Origin of the sequence: Leifsonia sp. NPDC077715 (assembly GCF_040686855.1) — a bacterium.
GTDB lineage: Bacteria > Actinomycetota > Actinomycetes > Actinomycetales > Microbacteriaceae > Leifsonia.
Window position 1 is genome coordinate 486,406 of record NZ_JBFBOG010000001.1, and the last position, 24,299, is coordinate 510,704.

Annotated in this window: 25 protein-coding genes; 12 read left to right on the forward strand and 13 right to left on the reverse strand. The window is 71.1% G+C overall.

From position 1 onward, the window contains the following. Positions 1 to 23: 23 nt before the first annotated feature. Together AB0P25_RS02345 and AB0P25_RS02350 are read left to right on the forward strand one after the other, a co-directional pair. Positions 24 to 1,895 (forward strand): helicase-associated domain-containing protein, encoded by a 1,872-nt coding sequence (locus tag AB0P25_RS02345; RefSeq protein WP_363805176.1) that lies wholly within the window; start codon positions 24 to 26, stop codon positions 1,893 to 1,895. Between the two features lie 285 nt (positions 1,896 to 2,180). Further along, positions 2,181 to 3,824, forward strand: coding sequence for a DNA repair helicase XPB (locus tag AB0P25_RS02350; protein ID WP_363805177.1), 1,644 nt, complete (start codon positions 2,181 to 2,183; stop codon positions 3,822 to 3,824). A gap of 82 nt (positions 3,825 to 3,906) precedes the next feature. Here the strand turns inward: AB0P25_RS02350 and AB0P25_RS02355 are convergent, their stop codons facing one another. The 4 genes from AB0P25_RS02355 to AB0P25_RS02370 all read right to left on the reverse strand — a co-directional run bounded on the left by AB0P25_RS02355 (position 3,907) and on the right by AB0P25_RS02370 (position 7,777). After that, positions 3,907 to 4,776: an aminoglycoside phosphotransferase family protein gene (locus AB0P25_RS02355; protein ID WP_363805178.1), complete on the reverse strand. Its 870-nt coding sequence runs from the start codon at positions 4,774 to 4,776 to the stop codon at positions 3,907 to 3,909. Between the two features lie 119 nt (positions 4,777 to 4,895). Further along, positions 4,896 to 5,666: a pyrimidine reductase family protein gene (locus AB0P25_RS02360; RefSeq protein ID WP_363805180.1), complete on the reverse strand. Its 771-nt coding sequence runs from the start codon at positions 5,664 to 5,666 to the stop codon at positions 4,896 to 4,898. Next, entirely contained in the window at positions 5,659 to 6,603 is a 945-nt protein-coding gene (gene folP / locus AB0P25_RS02365) for a dihydropteroate synthase (protein ID WP_363805181.1), read from the reverse strand. Before folP ends, AB0P25_RS02360 begins: the two co-directional genes overlap by 8 nt. Beyond that, positions 6,557 to 7,777, reverse strand: coding sequence for an FAD-dependent oxidoreductase (locus AB0P25_RS02370; protein ID WP_363805182.1), 1,221 nt, complete (start codon positions 7,775 to 7,777; stop codon positions 6,557 to 6,559). Before AB0P25_RS02370 ends, folP begins: the two co-directional genes overlap by 47 nt. Before the next feature lie 104 nt (positions 7,778 to 7,881). Between AB0P25_RS02370 and AB0P25_RS02375 the strand changes: the two genes are divergently transcribed. From AB0P25_RS02375 to AB0P25_RS02400, 6 genes are all read left to right on the forward strand, one after another. Further along, the gene (locus AB0P25_RS02375; protein WP_018191755.1) at positions 7,882 to 8,574 is read left to right on the forward strand and encodes a response regulator transcription factor; all 693 of its coding nucleotides are present in this window, start codon (positions 7,882 to 7,884) and stop codon (positions 8,572 to 8,574) included. Positions 8,575 to 8,652: 78 nt separating this feature from the next. After that, positions 8,653 to 10,350: a HAMP domain-containing sensor histidine kinase gene (locus AB0P25_RS02380; RefSeq protein ID WP_363805183.1), complete on the forward strand. Its 1,698-nt coding sequence runs from the start codon at positions 8,653 to 8,655 to the stop codon at positions 10,348 to 10,350. Positions 10,351 to 10,466: 116 nt separating this feature from the next. Continuing rightward, the gene (locus tag AB0P25_RS02385; protein WP_363805184.1) at positions 10,467 to 11,216 is read left to right on the forward strand and encodes a polyprenol monophosphomannose synthase; all 750 of its coding nucleotides are present in this window, start codon (positions 10,467 to 10,469) and stop codon (positions 11,214 to 11,216) included. Continuing rightward, entirely contained in the window at positions 11,213 to 12,697 is a 1,485-nt protein-coding gene (locus AB0P25_RS02390) for a glycosyltransferase family 39 protein (protein ID WP_363805185.1), read from the forward strand. Before AB0P25_RS02385 ends, AB0P25_RS02390 begins: the two co-directional genes overlap by 4 nt. 41 nt (positions 12,698 to 12,738) lie before the next feature. Then, complete coding sequence (locus tag AB0P25_RS02395) at positions 12,739 to 13,005, forward strand: type II toxin-antitoxin system prevent-host-death family antitoxin (protein WP_363805186.1); 267 nt, start codon at positions 12,739 to 12,741, stop codon at positions 13,003 to 13,005. Next, positions 12,999 to 13,388: a type II toxin-antitoxin system VapC family toxin gene (locus AB0P25_RS02400; protein WP_363805187.1), complete on the forward strand. Its 390-nt coding sequence runs from the start codon at positions 12,999 to 13,001 to the stop codon at positions 13,386 to 13,388. Before AB0P25_RS02395 ends, AB0P25_RS02400 begins: the two co-directional genes overlap by 7 nt. A gap of 69 nt (positions 13,389 to 13,457) precedes the next feature. Here AB0P25_RS02400 and groL read toward each other — a convergent pair whose 3' ends face one another. The 4 genes from groL to msrB form a co-directional block, all read right to left on the reverse strand. After that, complete coding sequence (gene groL, locus AB0P25_RS02405) at positions 13,458 to 15,077, reverse strand: chaperonin GroEL (protein WP_363805188.1); 1,620 nt, start codon at positions 15,075 to 15,077, stop codon at positions 13,458 to 13,460. Between the two features lie 162 nt (positions 15,078 to 15,239). Continuing rightward, complete coding sequence (locus AB0P25_RS02410) at positions 15,240 to 15,443, reverse strand: cold-shock protein (RefSeq protein ID WP_064109624.1); 204 nt, start codon at positions 15,441 to 15,443, stop codon at positions 15,240 to 15,242. A gap of 158 nt (positions 15,444 to 15,601) precedes the next feature. After that, positions 15,602 to 16,153, reverse strand: a complete 552-nt coding sequence (locus tag AB0P25_RS02415) for a nitroreductase family protein (protein ID WP_363805189.1) — start codon at positions 16,151 to 16,153, stop codon at positions 15,602 to 15,604. Continuing rightward, positions 16,154 to 16,582, reverse strand: coding sequence for a peptide-methionine (R)-S-oxide reductase MsrB (msrB, locus tag AB0P25_RS02420; protein WP_363805191.1), 429 nt, complete (start codon positions 16,580 to 16,582; stop codon positions 16,154 to 16,156). Between the two features lie 188 nt (positions 16,583 to 16,770). Between msrB and AB0P25_RS02425 the strand changes: the two genes are divergently transcribed. Further along, positions 16,771 to 17,076, forward strand: coding sequence for a DUF3263 domain-containing protein (locus AB0P25_RS02425; RefSeq protein ID WP_363805192.1), 306 nt, complete (start codon positions 16,771 to 16,773; stop codon positions 17,074 to 17,076). A 21-nt stretch (positions 17,077 to 17,097) separates the two neighbouring features. Then, positions 17,098 to 17,655 carry a LytR C-terminal domain-containing protein gene (locus tag AB0P25_RS02430; RefSeq protein ID WP_363805193.1) on the forward strand — a complete coding sequence of 186 codons (558 nt, stop codon included), beginning with the start codon at positions 17,098 to 17,100 and terminating at the stop codon, positions 17,653 to 17,655. Between the two features lie 16 nt (positions 17,656 to 17,671). Here the strand turns inward: AB0P25_RS02430 and AB0P25_RS02435 are convergent, their stop codons facing one another. From AB0P25_RS02435 to pdhA, 5 genes are read right to left on the reverse strand one after another with little or no spacing between them, the layout of a single operon-like run. After that, positions 17,672 to 18,622, reverse strand: coding sequence for a DMT family transporter (locus AB0P25_RS02435; RefSeq protein ID WP_363805194.1), 951 nt, complete (start codon positions 18,620 to 18,622; stop codon positions 17,672 to 17,674). A 42-nt stretch (positions 18,623 to 18,664) separates the two neighbouring features. Then, positions 18,665 to 18,787 carry a hypothetical protein gene (locus tag AB0P25_RS02440; protein ID WP_283810106.1) on the reverse strand — a complete coding sequence of 41 codons (123 nt, stop codon included), beginning with the start codon at positions 18,785 to 18,787 and terminating at the stop codon, positions 18,665 to 18,667. Between the two features lie 9 nt (positions 18,788 to 18,796). Continuing rightward, positions 18,797 to 20,140, reverse strand: coding sequence for a dihydrolipoamide acetyltransferase family protein (locus tag AB0P25_RS02445; protein WP_363805195.1), 1,344 nt, complete (start codon positions 20,138 to 20,140; stop codon positions 18,797 to 18,799). Continuing rightward, a complete protein-coding gene (locus tag AB0P25_RS02450; RefSeq protein WP_363805196.1) occupies positions 20,137 to 21,165 on the reverse strand; it encodes an alpha-ketoacid dehydrogenase subunit beta in 1,029 nt (342 codons plus the stop codon). Before AB0P25_RS02450 ends, AB0P25_RS02445 begins: the two co-directional genes overlap by 4 nt. After that, a complete protein-coding gene (pdhA, locus tag AB0P25_RS02455; protein WP_363805197.1) occupies positions 21,162 to 22,280 on the reverse strand; it encodes a pyruvate dehydrogenase (acetyl-transferring) E1 component subunit alpha in 1,119 nt (372 codons plus the stop codon). The genes AB0P25_RS02450 and pdhA overlap by 4 nt, the downstream gene beginning before the upstream one ends. 127 nt (positions 22,281 to 22,407) lie before the next feature. On the opposite strand from pdhA, the gene AB0P25_RS02460 reads away from it, so the two are divergent. Then, positions 22,408 to 22,836: an Lrp/AsnC family transcriptional regulator gene (locus tag AB0P25_RS02460; RefSeq protein ID WP_363805198.1), complete on the forward strand. Its 429-nt coding sequence runs from the start codon at positions 22,408 to 22,410 to the stop codon at positions 22,834 to 22,836. Beyond that, positions 22,833 to 23,999, forward strand: a complete 1,167-nt coding sequence (locus AB0P25_RS02465) for a low temperature requirement protein A (protein WP_363805199.1) — start codon at positions 22,833 to 22,835, stop codon at positions 23,997 to 23,999. The genes AB0P25_RS02460 and AB0P25_RS02465 overlap by 4 nt, the downstream gene beginning before the upstream one ends. The last annotated feature ends 300 nt before the right edge of the window (positions 24,000 to 24,299 follow it).

Consider the following 24,299-nt stretch of genomic DNA (forward strand, 5'->3'; position numbering starts at 1 on the left):
CGGAACGCCCGGCGGTTCGGCGGATGACCACCACGCTCGCTCTCGCAGCCCGGCTGCGAGGGATGGACGACGCCGTCCTCACGGAGACGCTGCGCCGCCGCTCGTACCGCCGCACGGGGATCGCCGACTTCTTCGACCTCGCCGACGCGCTCCTCGACGCCGACTCGCTGCAGCGCGCCCTCGCGCCGCTGGACCGCATCCACCTCGGGGCGCTGCTCGTGCTGGGCCGCGCCGCCACACCGCTGACCGCTGCCGAGACCGCCGCACTGCTCGCCGCCGAGCCCGCGACCGCTCAGACGGACCCCGAGGACGTGCACGCCGCTCTTCGGGACCTGGCCGACGCGCTCCTGGTGCAGCCGGCGGAGGATTCGGCGTACGGCGTCTACGATGCGGTGACCGCGCAGCTCGACGCGTGGCCATCGCAGGGGCTGCCGTCGCCGGGCGACCTGCTCGGCACTCCCCCGCCGCCCGCGCTCGCGCCGGTGCCGGACACCGAGCGCCCCTTCACCGACCGGCTCGCCGCCGAGCGCGCGTTCGAGTCCGTCACCGCCGTCTCCGAGCTGCTGGCGGAGCTGGGACGCGAAGGTGCGCGCCGCCTGCAGAAGGGCGGCCTGGCGCTCCCCGCCGTGAAGCGCCTGGCCGAGGCCCTGTCGGTGGAGGCCGACGTCGTCCCCGTCGCCGTGTCCGCCGCCGAGCGCGCCGGGCTCGTCGCCGTGGACGACGGGATGTGGCTGCCGACCGAGACCGCGTCCGCGTGGAGTCATTCCCCGACTCCCGCACGCTGGCGCGCGCTCGCGGCGGCCTGGCTCGACGCTCTGCCCGCCGATCTGCGTGCGCTGCTCACTCTGCGCAGCCGTGCTGCCTGGGGCGACAGCCTGCGCGAGCACGTCGCGTGGCTGTATCCCGCCGCGGTCGAGGAGGCGCAGGAGCGTGTGGACGCGCATACCCGGCTCGCCGAATGGCTGGGCGTCACCGCCCACCAGGCGCCGAGCTCGGCGGGGACCGCCCTCGTCGAGGAGGGCACGGACGCGGCGACCACGGCGATGGCGGCGCAGTACCCGGCCGAGGTCGACCGCGTCTACCTGCAGCACGACCTCACCATCGTGTCGCCCGGGCCGCTCGCACCCGAGATCGAGTCCCGGCTGCGCGGGATGGCCGAGGTGGAGTCGCGCGCGCTGGCGTCCACGTTCCGCATCTCGGCGGCGTCGGTCGACCGCGCGCTCACGGCGGGCGAGACGGCCGACGGCATCCGCGAATTCCTGGCCGCCATCTCGCTGACGGGGCTGCCGCAGCCGGTCGACTATCTCATCCAGGATGCGGCGGAACGGCACGGCCGCGTGCGCGTCCACGAGGTGGCGGGCGCGGAGGGCGTGCGCTCTGCGGTGCGGTCGGAGGACCGGACGCTGCTGCGGACCATCCAGGTGGATCAGGCGCTCGGCTCGCTGCGGCTGGCACCGGGCGCGGACGGGGAGCTGGTCAGCCGGTTCCCGCGCGACGTGGTGTTCTGGGCGCTCAGCGACGCGCGGTATCCGGTGGTGGCGGAGGACGCGGAGGGCAATGAGGTGACCCTCCGGCGCCAGCGCATCGCGCATCCCTCCGCGGCGTCGGAGCACGATCGCGACGCCGAGCTGGTCGCGCGGCTGCGGCAGGCCGAGGCGGATGCGGGTGACGACACGGGCGAGCGCTGGCTGGCCCGGCAGCTCGACCTCGCCGTGCGGGCGCGGCAGCCGATCGTGATCGAGGTGGCGATGCCCGACGGCCGGGTTGTGGACTACCTGCTCGAGCCGACGGGCGTCGGCGGCGGCCGCCTGCGTGGGCGCGACCGGGCGGCGGACATCGAGCGCACCCTTCCGCTGTCGAGCGTGCGCGGCGTGCGGCCCGCGCCCGAGTCCTGAGGCGCGCTCGCGCCGCCCGCCCGGACCTCCCCATCCCGCCGAAGTGCAGGTAGTTGCGCAGTCAGGTGGCGTGTCGACCGCAACTAGCTGCACTTCACGCTCCTTCGCCCTGCTGAAGTGCTTCCTGCCGCGGTCCGGGGCGCCGCCGAGAGCATCCACGGCACTTCACGCTCCGCGGCACCGGGGAGGTGAGGTGCAGGTGGTTGCGCGGTGCAGCGGCGTGTCGAGCGCATCTACCTGCACTTCGAGGAGGATGCACACCCGCAGGGCGTAGGGTTGGCAGTTATGTCGGATGGGCCCCTGATCGTTCAGAGCGACCGCACCGTGCTGCTCGAAGTGGCGCACGCAGAGGCGGAGGACGCGCGGCACGACCTCGCGGTCTTCGCCGAGCTGGAGCGAGCGCCGGAGCACATCCACACGTACCGCATCACGCGGCTCGGCCTGTGGAACGCCCGCGCCGCCGGGCACACCGCCGAGGACATGCTCGGGACGCTGGAGCGCTACTCGAAGTTCCCCATCCCGCAGACGGTGTCGGTGGATGTGTCTGAGACCGTCGCGCGCTACGGCCGCCTGGTCATCGAGCGCGACGACGAGGGGACGCTGCTGCTGCGCTCGGCCGACCTTGCGGTGCTGACCGAGGTCGCGAGCGCGAAGCGCATCTCGCCCCTTCTGCTGGAGCGCCGCGACGACGAGACGTTCGTCGTCGAGGCGTGGGCGCGCGGGCAGCTCAAGCAGGAGCTGGTCAAGCTCGGCTGGCCGGCCGAAGACCTCGCTGGCTACACGCCCGGAACCCCGCACGAGATCGGGCTGAAGGAGGACGGCTGGGCGCTGCGCGACTACCAGCGCAAGGCGGTCGGCAACTTCTTCGACGGCGGCTCCGGCGTCGTCGTGCTTCCGTGTGGCGCGGGAAAGACGCTCGTCGGTGCGGGTGCGATGGCGACGGCGAAGACGACCACGCTCATCCTGGTCACCAACACGGTGTCGGCGCGGCAGTGGCGGGACGAACTGCTCAAGCGGACGACGCTGACGGCGGAGGAGATCGGCGAGTACTCCGGCCAGGTCAAGGAGGTCAAGCCGGTCACGATCGCGACCTACCAGATCCTCACGGCGAAGCGGAAGGGCGAGTACGCGCACCTGGCGCTGCTCGACGCGCTCGACTGGGGGCTCGTGGTCTACGACGAGGTCCACCTGCTGCCCGCGCCCGTCTTCAAGCTGACCGCCGAGCTGCAGGCACGCCGACGGCTCGGGCTGACGGCGACCCTGGTGCGCGAGGACGGCCGCGAGGGCGACGTGTTCAGCCTGATCGGACCGAAGCGTTTCGACGCGCCGTGGAAGGAGATCGAGGCCCAGGGCTTCATCTCCCCCGCCGCCTGCTACGAGGTCCGCGTCGACCTGCCCGCCTCCGACCGGCTCAGCTACGCCGCGGCTCCCGACGACGAGCGCTACCGCCTCGCGGCCACGGCGCCGGCGAAGCTGGACATCGTGCGCCAGCTGGTCGCGCGGCACGAGGGCGAGCGCATCCTGATCATCGGCCAGTACCTCGACCAGATCGACGAGCTCGCCCAGGCCCTGGACGCCCCGCAGCTGACCGGCGCGACCCCGGTGGACGAGCGCGAGCGGCTGTTCCAGGAGTTCCGCGACGGCCGCACGAAGGTGCTCGTGGTGAGCAAGGTCGCGAACTTCTCGGTCGACCTGCCCGAGGCGACGGTCGCCATCCAGGTGTCCGGGTCGTACGGCAGCCGACAGGAGGAGGCACAGCGCCTCGGACGCCTGCTCCGGCCGAAGGAGTCGGGACTGTCGGCGAACTTCTACACGCTGGTCGCGCGCGACACGGTCGACCAGGACTTCGCGCAGAACCGGCAACGCTTCCTCGCCGAGCAGGGCTACTCGTACACGATCCTGGACGCGCACGCGCTGCAGGCGGCGTAGGGCTCAGCGGGCGCGTTGATTCGGCACGAATGGTCGCTATTCGTGACGAATGACGACGATTCGGCGCGAATCGGCGGCGGTGTCAGCGCAGGATGCGCGCGAGCGTCGCGCGCGACTCCGCGTCGTCAGGGCGGTCGCGGACCGTGATCGCGGCCTTCCACAGCGCCCAGCCGCGCGCCCGCGCCCATGTCGGCTCGTCGAGGTCGACGGTCGCGACGAAGGCGTCGCGGGCCGCGCCGTCGAACATGGTCCACGCGGGGACGAGGTCGCAGGCGGGATCGCCGACCCCGGACGTCCCGAAGTCGATCACCGCCGACAGCGCGCCCGACCCGTCGACGAGCAGGTTGCCGGGCGCGACGTCGCCGTGGAACCACACCGGCGCCCTCTCCCACCGCGACGAGGTCGCCTCGGCCCACAGCGACCGCGCCCGCGACGCCTCCGGCCCCAACAGAGCGAAGGCCGCCAGCGCCTCCTCCTCGTACACCTCCGGCGGCGCGCCGCGGAAGAAGTTGTGCGGCCCTGGCCCCGGCGCCCCGTCGGTCGGCGCCGCCCGCAGCGCGACCAGGAACCGCCCGATCGCCGTCGCCAGCTCCGCATCCCGCGAGACGTCCCCGCGCAGCACGACCGGCGTCCCGGGCAGCCAGCGGTAGACCGACCACGGGAACGGGAACGTCTCCCCCGGCGCGCCGACCGCTACCGGCGATGGGATCGGCACCGGCACCACGTCCCGCAGCATCGGCAACCAGCTCTGCTCCTTCGCCACCTGCTCCACGTATCCCTCGGCGCTGGGCAGCCGGACGCTCAGCTCCTCCCCCAGCCGGAACGTCCGGTTGTCCCACCCGTCGTGCTCAACGGGCCGGATGGGCAGCCCGCGCCACTCGGGGAACTGCGCGTCGACCAGCCGCCGCACGAGCGCGGCGTCGATGTGCGGCCGCACCTCACGCGCCGACATACCGCCCCGCCCTCGTCCCGATTCGCGCAGACATTCGTGCCGAAAGTGCGCAATGGCGGCGACATAACGCACATTCGGCACGAATCGCCAGTCTCACCTCGCGACGATGCGCGTCGGCGTCAGGCGCGGACATACCGCAGCAGCAGCGTGTCGTCTCCCTGGAGGGTGTGCGCGAGCCTCAGCCCGAGCGGCACGATGGGCGCGGCTCCGGTCGCGATGCGGGACGAGGTGCCGGCCTCCAGCAGCGGGCTCATCGTCAGGCACAGCTCATCCACCGCGCGCGCGGCGATCAGGTCGGCGAACAGGCGCGGGCCGCCCTCGCAGTGGATGCGCGTCAGGCCGCGCTCGTGCAGCACGGCGAGTCCGCGCTCGGCCTGCACCCGCTCCCGCCCGCACACGACGACATCGGCGACCTCGGACAGCGCGTCGCGCGCCTCCGGCCGGGACAGCTCCGTCGTGAGCACGATCGGCCGCTCGGGCGCTTCTCGGAAGATCGGGCTGCGCGGGTCGAGGTCCAGACCGGCGGACACGATGGCGAAGACCGGATGCGGGGTCATCCCGGCGCCGCTGCGCGCACCCTGCGACGCCACATCCACCCGCATCGCGCCGTAGCCCTCGGCGCGCACGGTGCCCGCGCCCACGAGCACGACGTCGCAGAGGCGGCGCAGGATGTCGAACACGCGTCCGTCCACGTCGTTCGACAGCGCGCCCGACAGACCCTGGTGCGTCGCCGCGCCGTCCACGCTCGACACGAAGTTGACCCGTAGCCACGGGTCGCCGGCGCCCTCCAGGTACAGCGCCGTGATCTCGTCGTCGGTCAGGCCGGTCTGCGAGGGCAGCGGCGACAGTCGGTGGATGGCCGGGACGTCGCTCGGGGCGGGGTCACTCATTCACATCTCCCATGTTGTGCTTGAGGTAGGCGGGCTCGCGCAGTCCGAGCACCGCCTCCGTCATGCGCACGGCGGCGACGGAGGCGCGCACGTCGTGCATCCGCACGATACGCGCCCCGTTCATGACGCTGATCACGGCGGCCGCGAGCGACCCCTCCAAGCGCTCGCTGCGCGGCGCGTCCAGCGTCTCGCCGATGAAGTCCTTGTTCGACACGGCCGCGAGCGTCGGGAAGCCCAGGTCGGCGATCTCGCTGAGCCGCCGGGTCAGCTCCAGCGAGTGGAGGGTGTTCTTGTTGAGGTCGTGGCCGGGGTCGAGGATGATGCGCTCCTCGGGAACGCCGACATCCGTCGCGCGCTCCACCCGGTCGAGCAGGAACTCCCGCACGTCGGCGACCACGTCGCCGTACTGCGGACGCGGGAACGGCCGCCGCGGCCGCGCGAGGCTGTGGGTGATGACGAGCGTGACGTCGCTGTCGGCGACCACGCGCGGGAGCTCGGGGTCGCTGAGCCCGGTCGTGTCGTTGATGACCGTCGCGCCCGCCTCGATCGCATGCCGGGCGACGGTGGAGTGGAACGTGTCCACCGAGATGACCACGTCGGAGCCGGCCCGCAGCGCGGCCACCACCGGCACGACCCGCTCCACCTCCTCCTCGACCGGGATGGGCTCCCCCGGCGCGAAGGGCGCCCCGCCGATGTCGACCCAGTCGGCGCCGAGCGCGACCGCCTCGAAGCAGGCGTCGACGGCGCGATCGAATGCGTACGTGCGGCCCTGATCGAAGAAGGAGTCCGGGGTGCGGTTGACCACCGCCATGACGGCGACCTGGCGCGAGAAGTCGAAGGTGCGGGCGCCGATCGTGCGCACCGGGATGCGCAGCGGCGGCAGGTACGGCTCAGACCGCGGCAAGGTCGACATCCCGGTCGGCGAGCCGGTCCGCATCCACGCGCTCGCCGGAGCGGATGAGGCGCTGGATGTCGTCCTGCACGTCCCAGACGTTGACGTTCATGCCCGCGACGACCCGGTCCCCGCGGAGCCAGAAGGCGATGAACTCGCGCGCCTCGACATCGCCGCGGTAGACGACGCGCGCGTCCTTCGCGAGGGGCACGTAGCCGGAGTACTCCATGCCCAGATCGTATTGGTCGGAGTAGAAGTACGGGATGTCGTCGTACGACGCCCGCTCGCCGAGGATGGCGTTCGCGGCGACCTTCCCGGTCGTGATCGCGTTCGCCCAGTGCTCGCTGCGATAGTGGCGGCCGAGCGCCGGGAGGAACGGGTCGGCGACGTCGCCGACGGCGTAGACGTCCTCGATGCTCGTGCGCATCCCCTTGTCGGTGAGCACACCGTCCGCGATCCGCAGGCCGGAGCGCTCGGCGACCTGGATGTTGGGCGCGGCGCCGACGCCCGCGACGACGACGTCCGCCGGGATGCGCTCGCCGCTCGCGAGCACCACCACCTGCTCCTCGCCGCCGTCGACGCCGACCACTTTGGCATCGTTGCGGAAGGCGACGCCGTTGTCCCGGTGCAGCCGCTCGAAGACGCCGCCGAGCTCCCGCCCGACGGCGCCGCTCAGCGGCACCGCGGACCGGCCGATCACCGTAACGTCGTTGCCGTACCCGCGCGCGGCGGCGGCCACCTCCATCCCGATCCAGCCCGAACCGACGACGACCACACGCCGGCCGCCGACCTCCAGCGCCGACCGCAGCCAGGCCGAGTCCTCGCGCGTCCGCAGCGGGAACACCGCTCCGTGACCGCTCCCGGGGACGCCGAGGGGACGCGCGCTGGCGCCCGTCGCGATCACCAGGCTGTCGTAGGTGATGCGCGCGCCGTCGGAGACGAACAACTCGTGGGCACCCGGCTCGAACGACCCGGCCTCGACGTTCGGCACGAACTCGACCCTGTTGTCGGCGTACCAGGCGGCGGGATGCACGTCCGACTCCTCGATTCCTGCGTCGCCCTTCAGGAACTCCTTGGACAGGGGCGGCCGGATGTAGGGATGGTGCTCCTCGAGCCCGAGGAGGAGGATGCGGCCGCCGAAGCCGCGCTCCCGCAGCTCCTCGGCGACGGTGGCCCCGGCGAGGCCGGCGCCCGCGATGACGACGGTGGGGTTCGACATGCTCTCAGCATCCACTGTTCGCACGGCGAAAACCAGAGCGGAGCACCGACCGCGCACCGATGGCTCACAGGTAAGAATCAGCTGACGCGCAGATACTGTTTGCCATGAACGCAGGACCCCGCATTCTCATCGTCGACGACGAGCCGAACATCCGCGATCTCCTCACCACCAGCCTCCGATTCGCCGGGTTCGCCGTGCGGGCGGTCGGCAACGGGGCCCAGGCGATCTCCGCGGTCCTCGAAGAGGAGCCCGACCTCATCATCCTCGACGTCATGCTGCCGGACATGAACGGCTTCGGCGTCACCAAGCGGCTGCGCGGGGCCGGCTACACCGCGCCGATCCTGTTCCTCACCGCCAAGGACGACACCGAGGACAAGATCACCGGACTCACGGTCGGCGGCGACGACTACGTCACCAAGCCGTTCAGCCTCGACGAGATCGTCGCCCGCATCAAGGCCATCCTGCGTCGCACGATGCAGGCGGACGAGGACGCGGTCATCCGCGCCGGCGAGCTGACCATGGACCAGGACACGCACGAGGTCTTCGTCGGCGACACCCCGATCGAGCTGAGCCCGACCGAGTTCAAGCTGCTGCGCTACCTCATGCTCAACCCGAACCGCGTGCTGTCGAAGGCGCAGATCCTCGACCACGTCTGGGAGTACGACTTCAACGGCGACGCCGGCATCGTCGAGTCGTACATCTCGTACCTGCGCCGCAAGGTGGATGCGCACTCCAGCGAGCCGCTGATCCAGACCAAGCGCGGATTCGGCTACATGCTCAAGGCCGCCAAGGCCTGAGATGCTCTGCCGGGCTGGGCGGGCGTACAGATCGCGCACATGCCCGGTACAGCATCCCCTGCATAGACTGACGGCCTGATGCACTCACGCCTGCTCGACCGCTGGAACGCGATCTCCCTGCGCACGAAGATCACGGGCGTGACCGTGCTCATGCTGACGCTCGGGCTGCTCGTGACCGGCATCGGCACGATGTCGATGCTCAAGCCGGTCCTGCTCGACCAGCTGGACGCGCAGCTGTCCGCAGCCTCGGGCGCCACGTACATCAACACGTACCTCTACTCCCAGTCGGCCGACTCCGACCAGATCGCCACCGACGCCAGTCCGTCGGACTACTTCGCCGCGCTGTACAACTCCGACGGCGATCTGCTGAAGACCAACTGGAAGAACATCCCGTACGCGCACCGGCCGGACATCCCGAACAGCCTCACGCTGTCCGAGGCCAAGGCGATGCCCGGCGGCTTCTTCCTGCACAGCCACGACGGGCGCACGACCTACCGGGCGATGGCGACGACCCAGACGTTCGCCGGGTCGGGCGAGCTCGCGACGGCGATCGTCGCGACGACGACCTCCCAGATCGACACGGTCATGGCGAGCTTCCTCGCGATCTTCCTCGGGTTCGGCGTGATCGTGATCGTCGTCGGCGCCGGGCTCACGCGCATGCTCGTGACCACGACGTTCGCTCCCCTGCGCGAGGTGGAGCAGACAGCGGCGGCCATCGCGGACGGCGACTTCAGCCAGCGCCTCGGCGGCGCGACGCCCAACACCGAGGTCGGGCGCCTCAACCGCTCCCTCAACACCATGCTGAACCGCATCGACCGCGCCTTCAGCGACCGCGCGCGCACCATCGACCAGATGCGCCGGTTCGTCGGCGACGCCTCCCATGAGCTTCGGACCCCGCTGGTGTCGGTTCGCGGGTACGCCGAGCTGTACCGGATGGGCGCGCTGCAGACTCCGGAAGACGTCGCCCAGGCGATGGACCGCATCGAGAAGGAGGCGATCCGGATGGGCGCGCTGGTCGAGGACCTGCTCGAGCTGGCCCGCCTCGACGAGACGAAGCCGCTCGACCTGCACCGCGTCGACCTGGTCAAGATCGCGCAGGACGCGGCGATGGACGCGATGGCCGGCTCCCCCGGTCGCACCGTCACCGTGCTCACGCCCGAGCCGGTCGCGCCCGAGGAGGACGAGGAGCTGGAGCCCGGCGTGGACACGGTGCCCATGTCCCTCGCCGACGCCGGCGCCCGCGCGTCGAACACGACCGGGCCGATCGCCTTCGCCGGTTCCGCGCTCGCGCGGCTGCGCCGCGGCCGGACCCGGCGCGGCACGACCGAGACGCTGCCGATCACCACGGCCGAGAAGGTCGTGCTGACGCGGCCCGCCTCCGAGCCTGCGATCGTCATGGCGGAGGAGAACAAGCTCCGTCAGGTCGTCACCAACCTCATGGGGAACGCCCTGCGGTACACCCCGGACGGCAGCCCGATCGAGATCGCCGTGCGCATCGACCACCGCGCCGACCGTGCGACGCTCGAGGTGCGCGACCACGGCGAGGGCATCCCGCCGCAGATCCGGGACAAGATCTTCCAGCGCTTCTGGCGCGCAGACACCTCCCGCGCCCGCGAGACCGGCGGCAGCGGCCTGGGCCTGGCGATCGTGTCGTCGATCGTCGCCGCGCACAACGGCACGGTCGACGTCGTCGACACCGAGGGCGGCGGCGCGACCTTCCGTGTCTCCCTGCCCCTGGCCGGATCCCCCGCCGCGCCGAAGTCGGTCACCCCGTAAGAGCCAGCCTTCCAAGGTCGCGACTGGCGAGCGGCATGACAGAATACTGCGGGCGCCGGATTCGTCGGCCGCTGTGACCGACGGACGCGGGGAGGACAATGCGCACGCTCGTCGTGATGCCGACATTCAATGAGCGGCAGAACCTCGAACCCCTGGCGCAGCGCCTCCGCACCGCCGCCCCCGAGGCGGACCTGCTCGTGGTCGACGACTCGTCGCCCGACGGCACCGGCGAGCTGGCGGATGCCCTCGCGGCCGCCGACCCGGCCATCCACGTGCTGCATCGCGCGACCAAGGACGGGCTCGGCGCCGCCTACCGCGCCGGGATGAGCTGGGGCCTCGACCGGGGCTACGACGTCATCGTCGAGATGGACGCTGACGGCTCGCACCGCCCGGAAGAGCTCCACCGGCTCCTCGCCGCGGTCGACGACGCCGATGTCGTGCTCGGCTCGCGCTGGGTGCCCGGCGGCGGCACCATCGACTGGCCCCTCCGGCGCCGCATCCTCTCGCAGGGCGGCAGCCTGTACGCCCGGGTCGCGCTCGGGGTGCCGGCGCGCGATGTTACGGGCGGCTACCGCGCCTTCCGGGCCGACGCGCTCCGCCGCATCCACTACGAGGATGTCGTCAGCCGCGGCTACTGCTTCCAGATCGACATGCTGCGACGGTCCTACATCGCGGGTTTGCACGTGGCGGAGGTTCCCATCACGTTCCGGGAGCGGACCTACGGCACGTCGAAGATGAGCGGCGCGATCGTCGCGGAGGCGATCGCGCGGGTGACCCTGTGGGGCATCACCGGACTGCCTCGCCGGATCCTGCGCCCGCGCACGCGGTCGGTGACGCGGGCGACGACGCGAGGAGGGTCGCGGTGAGCGCGGCCGGTACCACCGCGCCGACGGCCCTCGCGCCGGAGGCCTCGCAGGGCGGCTTCTGGCAGCGCCGAACCGTCCGCTGGACCGCGCTCGTCGTGGTATTCGTCTGGGGCGCGTACCAGTGCCTCTGGAACATTCTGGCGGCGAATCCCAACGCCGACGAGCCCGAGTACATCATCGTCGGGCGCTGGTACCTCCAGGGCGACCTCCGGGCCAACCACGAGCAGCCGCCGACGGCGAAGTACCTGTTCGGCGCGGTCCAGTTCCTCTTCGGCGAGGGGCCGCTCGCCCCGCGCCTGCTCGTCGGGACGCTGACGCTGCTGGGCGGCGTCATCATCTTCCTCTGGCTGAAGCCCGAGCTGGGCTGGATGCCGGCGCTGATCCCCACCGCGTTCTGGCTGCTGCTGCCGCGGGGCGTCGACACCACGTTCGAGTTCCGGCTGGACCGCTTCGCCGTCCTCGACCCGGTCATGGTGTTCTTCGCCATCGCTGCGATGGCGGCGGCCTGGCAGTGGCATCGCGGCCGATCCGTCATCTGGATCGGGATCGCCGCGTTCAGCCTCGGGCTGTCGGCCACGAGCAAGCCGACGACCGCGGTGATGATCCCCGCGTTCCTGGTCCTCATCCTGATGCGCCGGCGACTGAAGGATGTTCTGATCGCGCTGGCCGTGGCGGCCGTCGTCCTGCTCGCGACGGTGCTGCTGGTCTACTGGCCGATCGGTTTCGTCACCGGGATGCGCGACCTGATCGACTTCCAGGTGGTCCACAACCAGAACGGGCACCTGATCGACCTCGGGTCGATGGCCACGGGTCATCCGCCCTGGTGGGCGAACCTGTACTTCGCGTGGAAGGGCTTCGGGGTCGTCACGGTCGTCGTGCTCGCGGTCGGCTCCGTCGCGGCGCTGTTCGACCGGGCGAACCGCTTCCTGGTCGTCTACCTCCTCTGCGCGCTGGCCCCGCTCGTCGTGTTCTACCTGTTCATCGCCCAGAACGCTCTGGCGTCCTACTACTACGCCTGGTCCTGGGCGCTGTGCATCCTGGCCGGGATCGGCTGCGCCTGGCTGCTGAAGGCGCACGGCTCCCGCATCCTCACCGTGTCGCTGCGCGCGGTCAGCGGCGTGGTGCTCGCGCTCGCCCTGATCGCCGCGGTCGGCACGTCGGCGCTGGTGTGGAACGACGGGCCGACCGGGTTCGGCCGCGCCGACAAGACGCTCCGGGCCGCAGGGATCGACGACGGCGACGTGCTCGTCAGCGGCGTCGCGCCCTGGGAGCCGGAGCAGTTCCTCCACGACCGGTGGACGGTCGACCCGAAGGCGTCGTGCATCGTCGCGGTCGCCACGAAGGTCTCGCCTCGCTCCCCCATCGCGCCCGAGGTGACGGCGTACCTTCAGGAGCACGCCGCGCACCTGCACCGGATGATGCTGAACGACGTGACGTTCTACGTCTTCGACCGCGAGACGGCCGCCGCCAACTGCCGCTGAGGTCGGCTTGTGGCGTGCTACGTCGTGCTACACTCTGCCGCATGAGCTCCATCACCCATCGCGAAATGCGCAACAACAGCGCGGAGATCCTTCGCCGCGTGGCCGCCGGGGAATCGATTCAGATCACCAACAATGGTCAGATCGCCGCTGTCATCTCCCCTCCCACCGGGACGATCCTCGACGAACTGATCGCGCAAGGTCACGCCCGCCAAGGCGTCTCCGACCTGTCGGCCCTTCTCACGGTCGATCGACACCGCGTGGATGTCACTTCGGCCGAGATCATCGAGGATGCTCGAGGACGATGGTGACGGTCGCATACCTCGACACCTCCGCCGCGATGAAGCTGGTCCTGCAAGAAGCAGAGTCGGATGCTCTGGCGTACGAGCTGGTGAACGGCGAACGTCGGCTCGCGTCGTCGTGGTTGCTTCACACAGAAATGCATTGCGCGGCCGGGCGGCGCCCCGACGTCGTGGACCTCGAGACGATCTCCACGGTCCTCCGACGGATCACGCTCGTCGACCTGACCCGCGGCGATCTCCTCGCCGCCGGAGGGCATCCACCACTGCGTTCCAACGATGCCGTGCACCTGGCGACGGCTTTGCGAATCGGAGCCGATGAAATGGTCACGTACGACGACGAGCTCGCACGCGCCGCCGAAAGGTTCGGCTTGGTCGTTGTCGCACCTGCCTGACGAGGCTCGTTAGACGCGAAGAGGGCGCCTCCCCGATGGGGAGACGCCCTCTTTGCGTAGTGCGGGGACTTAGAAGTCCATGCCCGCGCCCGGGTCGCCGACCGGAGCCGGGTTCTTCTCGGGCTTGTCGGCGACGACGGCCTCGGTGGTGAGGAACAGGCCCGCGATCGACGCGGCGTTCTGCAGCGCCGAGCGGGTGACCTTCACCGGGTCGTTGATGCCGGAGGCGAGCATGTCGACGTACTCGCCGGTCGCGGCGTTGAGGCCGGAGCCGACCGGGAGGTTGCGGACCTTCTCGACCACGACGCCGGCCTCGAGGCCCGCGTTGATGGCGATCTGCTTCAGCGGAGCCTCGATCGCGACCTTGACGATGTTCGCGCCGGTCGCCTCATCGCCCTCGAGCGACAGCTTCTCGAACGCGGTCTTGCCGGCCTGGATGAGGGCCACGCCACCACCGGCGACGATGCCCTCCTCGACGGCGGCCTTCGCGTTGCGGACGGCGTCCTCGATGCGGTGCTTGCGCTCCTTGAGCTCGACCTCGGTGGCCGCGCCCGCCTTGATGACGGCGACGCCGCCCGCGAGCTTGGCCAGGCGCTCCTGCAGCTTCTCGCGGTCGTAGTCCGAGTCGGTCGACTCGATCTCGTTGCGGATCTGCTGCACGCGGCCGGCGATGGCCTCGGGGTCGCCCGCGCCCTCGACGATCGTGGTCTCGTCCTTGGTGATGACGACCTTGCGGGCCTGGCCGAGCAGGTCGAGGGTGACGTTCTCGAGCTTGAGGCCGACCTCCTCGGAGATGACCTGGCCGCCGGTCAGGATCGCGATGTCCTGCAGCATGGCCTTGCGGCGGTCGCCGAAGCCCGGAGCCTTGACGGCGACGGACTTGAAGATGCCGCGGATCTTGTTGACGATCAGGGTCGCCAGCGCCTCGCCGTCGACGTCCTCAGCGATGATGAGGAGCGGCTTGTTGGCCTGGATCACCTTGTCGACGATCGGCAGAAGGTCCTTGATGTTGCTGATCTTCTGGTTGGCGATGAGGATGTACGGGTCCTCGAACACCGCCTCCTGGCGGTCCTGGTCGGTGACGAAGTACTGCGACAGGAAGCCCTTGTCGAAGCGCATGCCCTCGGTCAGCTCGAGCTCGGTGCCGAAGGTGTTCGACTCCTCGACGGTGACGACGCCCTCCTTGCCGACCTTGTCGATCGCCTCGGCGATGATCTCGCCGATGGTGGTGTCGCCGGCGGAGATGGACGCGGTGGCCGCGATCTCCTCCTTGGTCTCGACCTCCTTGGCGGAGGCGATGAGCTCGTCGGTGACCGCCGCGACGGCCTTCTCGATGCCGCGCTTCAGCGTGATGGGGTCGGCGCCGGCCGCGACGTTGCGCAGGCCCTCCTTGACCAGGGCCTGGGCGAGCACGGTAGCGGTGGTGGTGCCGTCACCGGCGACGTCGTCGGTCTTCTTCGCGACCTCCTTGACGAGCTCCGCGCCGATCTTCTCGTACGGGTCGTCGAGCTCGATCTCCTTCGCGATGGAGACGCCGTCGTTCGTGATCGTCGGGGCGCCCCACTTCTTCTCGAGGACGACGTTGCGACCACGCGGGCCCAGCGTCACCTTGACCGTGTCGGCCAGGGTGTTCAGGCCGCGCTCGAGGCCGCGGCGGGCGTCCTCGTCGAAAGCAATGATCTTTGCCATGTGTTTCTCGTCCCTCCCGGACGTCTGCGAAAGATTCCGTGTGATTAGCACTCAGACAGATGGAGTGCTAAACCGATTCTGGCACTCGGGACGGTGGAGTGCAAGACGACGAAACGCCGCCCCCGTCGGGGGCGGCGTTCGTACTTTCCTAGCTGAAGAGGCTCAGGCCAGGCGCACCGACTCGGCCTGCGGGCCCTTTTGCCCGGAGCCGACCTCGAACACGACCTGCTGGCCCTCTTCGAGAACCTTGTACCCGTTCATGTCGATCGCGGAGTAATGGACGAAAACGTCCTGTCCCCCACCGTCCACGGTGATGAAGCCGTAGCCCTTCTCAGCGTTGAACCACTTCACGGTCCCGTTCGCCATTCATTACTCCCATTGCTGTGTCGCTCGCGCGATCCGACGCCGCACGTTGAATCCCGATCCTAATGCGTGCAATACCGGGCAGCGCCAGTGTTTTAACGAATCCGTACAGAAATGATTCGAAACGGAAACACCCGCGTAACAGAAGGGAAGGAGCGGCCTCAGTCGAGGGTCGAGAGGAACCGTTCGGGGTCGAGGGAGGTGCGGTGCCCCTCCTTGCTGTCGGCGGGGATGCCGCCCACGTACAGCCACCCGAGCAGCCGCTCGTTCTTGGCGAGTCCGTGCATCCGGTGCACCGCCTTCGAACGGGTGTGGTGCCCGGTGCGCCACATGACGCCCCAGCCCGCGTCGTGCAGCAGCAGGCTCAGGATGTGTGCGACGCCCGAGGCGACCGCGTCCTGCTCCCAGCCGGGCACCTTCTCGCTCTTCGTGCGCACCGACACGATGGCGAGGAGGAGAGAGGAGCGGAGCGGCTTGGCCGCCAGCTTCTCGGCCTCCGGGCCCGAGGCGCGCGCGTCCTTCACGAACGCCTCACCCAGCCGCTTCCGCGCCTCGCCGCGCAGCTCGATGATCCGCCAGGGATGCAGGGCGCTGTGATCGGCGACGCGGCCCGCTGCGGCCACGAGCGGCAGCAGCTCATCGTGCGTCGGGGCGTCCGGGGTGACGCGCGAGTAGGACCGGCGCGCGGCCACGCGCCCGGCGAGGTCGCCCACTCAGGCCTCCGGCGTGAAGTTCAGCGAGATCGAGTTCATGCAGTAGCGGTCGCCGGTCGGGGTGCCGAAGCCGTCGGGGAAGACATGCCCCAGGTGCGAGCCGCAGCCGGCGCAGCGCACCTCGGTGCGGACCATGCCGAGGCTGTCGTCCTCGAGCAGCTGCACCGCTTCGGGACGAACGGACTCGTAGAAGCTCGGCCAGCCGCATCCGGAGTCGAACTTGGTGCCCGACTGGAACAGCTCCGCCCCGCAGGCGGCGCAGGTGTAGAGGCCGGCGCGGCTCTCGTCGAGCAGTTCGCCGGTCCACGGACGCTCGGTGCCGGCCTGGCGGAGCACCGCGTACTGCTCGGGGCTCAGCTCCTCACGCCACTGCTCGTCGGTCTTCTCGACCACGTAGTCCTCCTGTGCCGTGCCGTCGTTCTGGACCATGCCGTTCCTTTCGTCGTTCACAAGGGTAAACGGCCTGCCTGGACGTCTGTTCCCGAGCCGTGAAGAGAACCGCGACGTGCCGCGACATGACGGGAACACACAGGACGGGCACCCTAGGATGACGACGAACGCGGGGCGTCCGGGATGCCGGTCCCACCCGGCGTCCGTGACGAGGGAAGGCGGTGCGCGTGACCCGGTCTGCCGACGGACGGCCTGCGGCCGAACGCGAGCCCTCGGATGCGGAGCAGCTGAGCGATCGGGATGCCGCGATCCTCGCGTTCGAACGCCAGTGGTGGCGGCACGCCGGAGCCAAGGAGCAGGCCATACGCGAAGAGTTCGGTCTCTCGGCGGCTCGGTATTATCAGTTGCTCGGTGCGCTGATCGACCGTCCGGCGGCTCTGCGCCACGACCCCATGCTCGTCAAGAGGCTGCTGCGGCTCCGCGAGGCGAGGCTGGCCGCTCGACACGCGCGGACACTCCCGTCCGCCGACTGACCTCAAGGACCGCATCACCCGATGGCAGAGAAGTTCCCCCGCGACCGCTTCGACGAGATCCCGGAAGACCTGACCCGTGTCGGCGCCCACCGTGCACCGCGTCCGAAGGGCCGCGGCTGGATCGCGGTCGGCTGGGCCGTGCTGGCCACCCTCGTGCTCGTCGGCGCCGGGATCTTCGGACTGTCGCTGGTGAACGGGAGCATCACTTTCCACGGCGCGACCTCGTCGCCGTCCAGGACGTCGGCGTCCGCGACCCCGACGCCCACTCCGACGCCGACCATCGTGCCGACGGTGGATCCGTCGCTCAGCGTGAACGTCCTCAACGGCACCACCCGAGAGGGTCTGGCGGGCCAGGTGGGCGACAAGCTCACGGCCGCGGGATGGAAGGTCGGCGCGACGGCGAACGCCGACAAGTCCGACCTCGCGAGCACCATCGTCTACTACGGCGATCCGAAGAACCAGGCGGCGGCGCTCGGCGTCGCCCAGTCGCTGCCGGGGGCGACCATCCAGCAGAGCACGGCGTTCTCGGACACCGGGGCCGACATCACTGTCGTCATCGGCGCCAACTACCAGGGCTGATCCCGGCGCGTCGCCGTCAGGCGGTCCGGCTGCGCCAGCCCCAGCGCATACTGGCGATCGCCACGGCGACGATCGCGAGCAGGGTTCCGCCGATCGTCGAGAACGCCAGCGCGTGTCCCGAGGTCGGCAGCAGCATGTCGAGGAGCAGCGCGGACGTGAGCTGGCCGGCGACCGTCGCAAGACCCAGCAGCAGGACGCCCGTGATGCGGACCAGCAGCGAGGTCACGCCGATGAAGACGCAGCCGAGCGCGCCGCCGATGTAGAGCCACGGCTCGGCCGGGAGCGACGTCGGCAGGCCCACCATCGCCCAGCGGACGAGCATCAGGACGACGAGGACGGTCGTGCCGGTCGCGAAGTTGATGAAGGTCGCGCTGAGCGCGCTCTCGGAGATCGCCCGGACCTGGCCGTTGACCGCCTGCTGCCAGCCGGTGCCGAGACCCGCGATGAACGGCAGGATCATCAGCCACACCGGGGCGCTCCCGCCGAACTGCGCCGAGACGGCCCAGGTGACCGCGCCGAGGGCGAGCACGGCGCCGAGGAGGCGCGCGGCGGTGAGCGGACGGCGTCCGCCCGGGCCGATGCCGACCCGGTCGAGCACCAGGCCGCTGATCGTCTGGCCCGCGACGACGGCGACGGTGAACAGCGCGACGCCGAGCGCGGCGGCCGCGATGCCCTGGGAGAGCACCAGGAACGACCCCGCGACGCCGCCGCAGACGTACCACCAGCGGATGCGCCGTGTCGCGAGCGCGTCCCGCACCTTCGCCAGCCCTCGACGACCGGCGGGGGCGATGGCCAGCCCGACGGTGAGGATGATGAGGCCCGACCCGAACGAGATCGCGGCCGCGGTGAACCCGTCGCCCAGCCGGCTGCCGAGCTCGCCGTTGATCCGCGACTGGATGGCGACGAGCGCACCGCAGAGCAGGGCGAAGACGAGGGCGAGCCAGAGCGGGAGGGAGCGAGAGGTCACTCCCCTCACCCTATGCCCGCGACTGACCGCTTCCTGGCCGGTTCAGGGGGCGGGCGCCTCGCCGTCGGTGGGCTCCGGCTGGGGCAGCCAGTCGATGTTCTCCTCGGGCGCGACCTCCTTCTCCTCGCTGAGGTCGTAGTCGTCGTCGTTCTTCTTGTCGCTCATGCCGTCACCCTACGCCCGCGCACCCAGCGGTCCGGGCGTGTCGGCGAGGAGGCCGAGCGGCGACTCGATCGCGTCCGCGATCTCGCGCAGGAAGCCCGCCGCGACCCCGCCGTCCGTGACCCGGTGGTCGAACACGAGCGAGAGCTGGAGGATGCGCCGTGGCACGATCGCGCCGTCGACGACCCAGGGGCGCTCGATCGCCCGGCCGAGGCCGAGGATGGCGACCTCGGGGTGATTGATGATCGCCGCGCTGCCGTCCACGCCGAGGCTGCCGTAGTTGTTGATCGTGAAGGTGGAACCGGTGAGGTCGGCCGGAGGAAGCGTCCCCTCGCGCGCGGCGCGGGCGAGCCGGTCGAGCTCCGCGTCGAGTTCCCGGACCGACAGGCGGTCGGCGCGGCGGACGACGGGGACGAGGAGGCCGCGGTCGGTGTCGGCGGCGAAGCCGAGGTTCACGCCGTCGAAGGTGGTGATGCCCTGCCCGTCCGGGGTCACCCGGCCGGCGAGTTCCGGATGCCGAGCGAGCGCCGCGAGGGCGAACCGCGAAACGAACGCGAGGAAGGACGGCGCACGGCCGTCGCGCGCGAGGCGTCGGCGTCCCTCCCAGAGGTCGGTCGCGTCCACGTCGACCCAGACGGTCGCCTCGGGGATCTCCGAGCGGCTGCGGGTCATCGTCTCGGCGACGGTGCGGCGGAGGCGGGAGAACGGGGTGGTCGCCGCGATGGCGAGACCGATGCGGGAGTCCTCGGTGACCGCGGGCGAGGCGGCGGGCGCGGGGGCCGTCGTGGCCGGCGCGGTCGGGGCCGTCGGCGCGGTGGCGAACGCCGCTTCCACGTCGCGGCGCGTGATCACCCCGTCCGGTCGGCTCGGACGCAGCGTAGCCAGGTCGATGCCGTGGCTGCGCGCCAGCGAACGGATGACCGGCGAGATCACCGGCACCACGCTCCGCGACGGCGGTGCGGAGGGCGAGGCGACGGCCGAGCGGGAGGCGGTGAGCGTCGACCCGCGGGCGGCGCGGCGGCGGCGAGCGCCGTGCTCCACGGTCCCGTAGCCGACCAGCACCTGGCCCGAGCCGGACGCGGCAGGCGCGACGACGTGCTCGGCCGTCGCGGCCGACTCCTCCTCCACCTCGATCAACGGCGCCCCGACGAGGATGGTCTCCCCTTCGCCCCCGTGCAGCGCGGCAACCGTGCCGGCGTACGGCGACGGCACCTCCACAACGGACTTCGCCGTCTCGACCTCCGCGATCGGCTGGTCGGTAGCTACGGTGTCGCCGACCGCGACCAGCCAGCGCACCAGCTCGGCATCGGTCAGACCCTCCCCGAGGTCCGGGAGGGTGAACACGCGGGGGCTCATGCGTCCTCCCACTGCAGCGCATCCACCGCGTCCAGCACCCGGTCGACATCGGGCAGGTAGAACTTCTCGAGCTTCGGCGGCGCGAACGGGGTGTCGAAGCCGGTGACCCGGCGGACCGGCGCGAGGAGGTGGTGGAAGCAGCGCTCGGAGACGCGCGCGGCGATCTCGGCGGCCATGCTCGCGAATCCCGGCGCCTCCGCGATGACGACCGCGCGTCCGGTGGCGCGGACCGCGGCGCAGACCGTCTCGTCGTCGAACGGCACCAGCGAGCGGAGGTCGATCACACCGAGGCTGCGGCCGTCCTCGGCGGCCGCCTCCGCCGCGGCGAGCGCGACCGGCACCGACGGACCGTAGGCGATCAGCGTCGCGTCGGTCCCCTCCCTGGCGACGCGTGCGCGGCCGAGCTCGGGAAGCGGCGCCTGCGTGTCCACCTCGCCCGTCGACCAGTACAGCTTCTTCGGCTCGAGGAACACGACCGGGTCGGAATAGGCGATCGCCGCGCGCAGCAGGCCGTACGCGTCCTGCGGGGTCGCGGGCGACACCACGGTGAGCCCAGGCGTGTGCACGTAGTACGCCTCGGAGGAGTCGGAGTGGTGCTCCACGCCCCCGATCCCGCCCGCGTAGGGGATGCGGATGACCATCGGCAGGCGGATGGCGCCGCGGGTGCGGTTGCCCATCTTGGCGACATGGTCGACCACCTGCTCGAACGCCGGATACGCGAAGGCGTCGAACTGCATCTCGACGACCGGGCGCATCCCGTTCATGGCCATGCCGACGGCCGTGCCGACGATCCCGGACTCGGCGAGCGGGGTGTCGAAGCAGCGGTCCTCGCCGAAGCGGGCGGTGAGGCCGTCGGTGATACGGAAGACCCCGCCGAGGGTGCCGACGTCCTCCCCGAAGACGAGGACGGACGGGTCGGCGGCGAGGGCGTCCGCGAGCGCGCGGTTGAGCGCCTGCGCCATGGTCATGGTGACCGGTGCGTCGGCGGCGCCGGGCGCGGCGGGGGCGTCGTGCATGAGCGTCATCGGGCGGCCTCCTCGGTGGCGGATGCGGTGGATCCGGTGGACGCGGCGGCCAGCTCGTCCGCGAGCTGCGCCGCCTGCTCCCGCAGCTGCGGGGTGGGCGTCGCGTAGACGTGCGCGAACAGCTCCTCGGGGTGCGGCTCGGCGTCGGCCATGACGGCGGTCCGAAGCTCGGCGGCGATGCGCTCGGCGTGAGCGTGCGCCTCGGCGTCGTCGCCGTCGTCCAGCGCGCCCTCGGCGGTCAGCCAGGTGCGCAACCGGAGCAGCGGGTCGCGGGCGACCCACGGCTCCACCTCGTCGGCGGTGCGGTAGCGGGTCGCGTCATCCGCGTTGGTGTGGGACTTCATCCGGTAGGTCAGCGCCTCCACGAGGGTGGGTCCGCCGCCTTCGCGCGCCTCGGTCACGGCCTCGCCGAGCACCGCGAGCAGCGCGGCGAGGTCGTTGCCGTCGACCAGCCGGCCGCGCATCCCGTAGCCGATGCCCTTGTGGGCGATGCTCGGCGCGGCGGTCTGGCGGCTCAGCGGCACCGAGATGGCGTAGCCGTTGTTCTGCACGAGGAACACCACCGGCAGGTGGAACACCGCGGCGAAGTTCAGCGCTTCGTGGAAGTCGCCCTCGCTCGTCGCGCCGTCGCCGCAGAGGGCGAGGACGACGGTGTCGTCGCCGCGCAGCCGGGCGGCGTGCGCGAAGCCGACCGCGTGCAGCAGCTGTGTCGCGAGCGGCGTCGACTGCGGGGCGACGTGGTGGACGCGCGGGTCGTATCCCGAGTGCCAGTCGCCGCGGAGCAGGACGAACGCCTCGAACGGGTCGACGCCGCGTTCGATGACGGCGACGGTGTCGCGGTAGGTCGGGAACAGCCAGTCCTGCTCGTCCAGCACCATGGCGGCGGCGACCTCGCAGGCCTCCTGGCCGTGCGACGACGGGTAGACCGCGAGCTTGCCCTGACGGACCAGCGCGTCCGCCTGGTCGTTGATCCGGCGCGCGAGCACCAGCCGCCGGTAGCCGTCGAGCAGGGCGGCGGTGGACGGGATCGGGTGCCGGTCGTCGGGGTGGTGACGGCCGTCCTGGTCGATGAGCCGCAGCGGGGTGTCGCCGGGCAGCAGATCGTCCGCGTGCATCTGTTCTCCTTCGAAAGACGTCGCTCCTCCCCAGGATGACTTCGCCGGACGCTCCGCGCTACGGATGGAGAAGGATCGAGACGAATGGATGCGCTCGCTCGCGTTCGGTGCCAGACTGTCCACCACCATGGACGACATCGACGTACGCATCCTGGACGCTCTGCGCGCCGACGGCCGCGCCTCCATCACGGCGGTCGCGGAGTCTGCGCACGTCTCACGCGCCAACGCCTACGCGCGGTTGTCGCGCCTGGTCTCGGACGGGGTGATCACCGGCTTCACGGCGAAGGTGGATCCGCGCCTCTCCGGCCGCGCCTCGTCGGCGTACGTGACGCTGCGGGTGGAGCAGGCGGACTGGCACGACCTGCGCGATCGGCTGCAGGGCATCCCCGAGGTGGAGCACTTCGCGCTGGTCGGCGGCGACTTCGATGTCATCCTTCTCGTACGCGCCCGCGACAACGAGGACCTGCGGCGCGTGGTACTCGAGGAGCTGACCAGCATCCCGTCGGTGCGCGACACGAAGACGTCGCTCGTGTTCGAGGATCACGATCTGCGATGACGCCGCGGCTCCCCCTCCGGCGCGGTGACCGCGACCCCTCGCGGGCCGACTGGATGGAGCTGTTCTTCGACCTGATCTTCGTCGCCCTCGTCGGACAGCTGGCGCACGGGCTGCACGTGCATCCCGGTTTCGCGTCGATCGGGGTGTTCCTCGTGCTGTTCGCGGCGGTGTGGTGGTCGTGGGGCAACCTGACGTTCGTCGTGAACGTCTCGACGCAGCTCACCCGGCGCGGACTCTCGGTCGTGATGCTTGCCGCGATGTTCGCGGTCGGGGCGATGGCGGTCGCGGCGCCGGAGGCGATCGGCGAGCGGGCGTGGCTGTTCGCGGCGGGCAACGCGGCCATCCGGATCGTGCTGCTCGTCGTGTGGGTGCGGCTGTCGTGGCGCGACGGGGCGTCGGCGCGCATCCGGATCGCCGCGTACAACGGGGTCACCGCGGTGGTGTGGATGGTGTCCATCTGGATGCCGGAGCCCGCCTGCTACGTGCTGTGGGCGATCGCGATCGCGATCGAGGTGACCCTGCTGGTGACGACCGCGTCGCACTGGGCGTCGGGCCGGTTCGAATCGCTCAACGTCGAGCACCTGGCGGAGCGGTTCGGGCTGCTGGTCATCATCGTGCTCGGCGAGACCGTGCTCAGCCTGGTCGCCGCCGTATCCGACGCGTGGACGGTGGCCGCGGGCGTGGTCGGCTTCCTCGCTCTGCTGGTCGCAAGCGGCCTGGCGTGGTCGTTCTTCCTGTTCGGGGTGGATGCGATGCGCGCCGGCCTCGAACGGCTGCGCGAGCGGAGGGACGTGCGCGGCATCCGGGACACGGTCGCGTTCCTGCCCTACCTGCTGCTCGCCGGGGTGACCGCGGTGTCCGCCGCTCTCGCGGAGGCGATCGCGCACCCGTTCGAGCCGCTGCCGCTCGCGCTCGCGGTCTGCCTGGGCGGAGGGATCGCGCTGTTCTACCTGACGAACGCGATCATCTCCCGGCGCTACGGCGACCCGCTGCCGGCGGTGCTGCGCTGGGCGGTGCCGAACGTCGCGCTGCCGCTTCTGCTCATCCCGGTCGGCGCGCTGCTGCCGGCCCTGGCGACGGTGGTGTGCACGGTGGTGGTGCTCGCGTACATCGTCGCCCACGCCGAGCTGTCGGCGCGCCGCCGCCTCCCCGCCCCGTCCTGACCGCCGCCGCCCCGCCCCGTCCTGACCGCCACCACCCCCTCCGCCCAAAACGGAGGACATCACCACGCGCCGGGCCCGAATCTCCTCCGCTCCGCCACATCCCACGGCGCGTCGGCTGCGACCTCCTCCCTTTTGCGCGGGCTCGCCGAGTGGTGGGGAACGGAGGACATCGCCCCCGACACGTCGGACCCCGCGGCACGAAGAGGCCGATCACCGCCCCCGGCCAGAGAAATCCTCCCTTTCGACCTCGCGGTTCGCCCACCCTGCCTCCCCGCCCACCATCGAGTCCGCGAAGAGTGC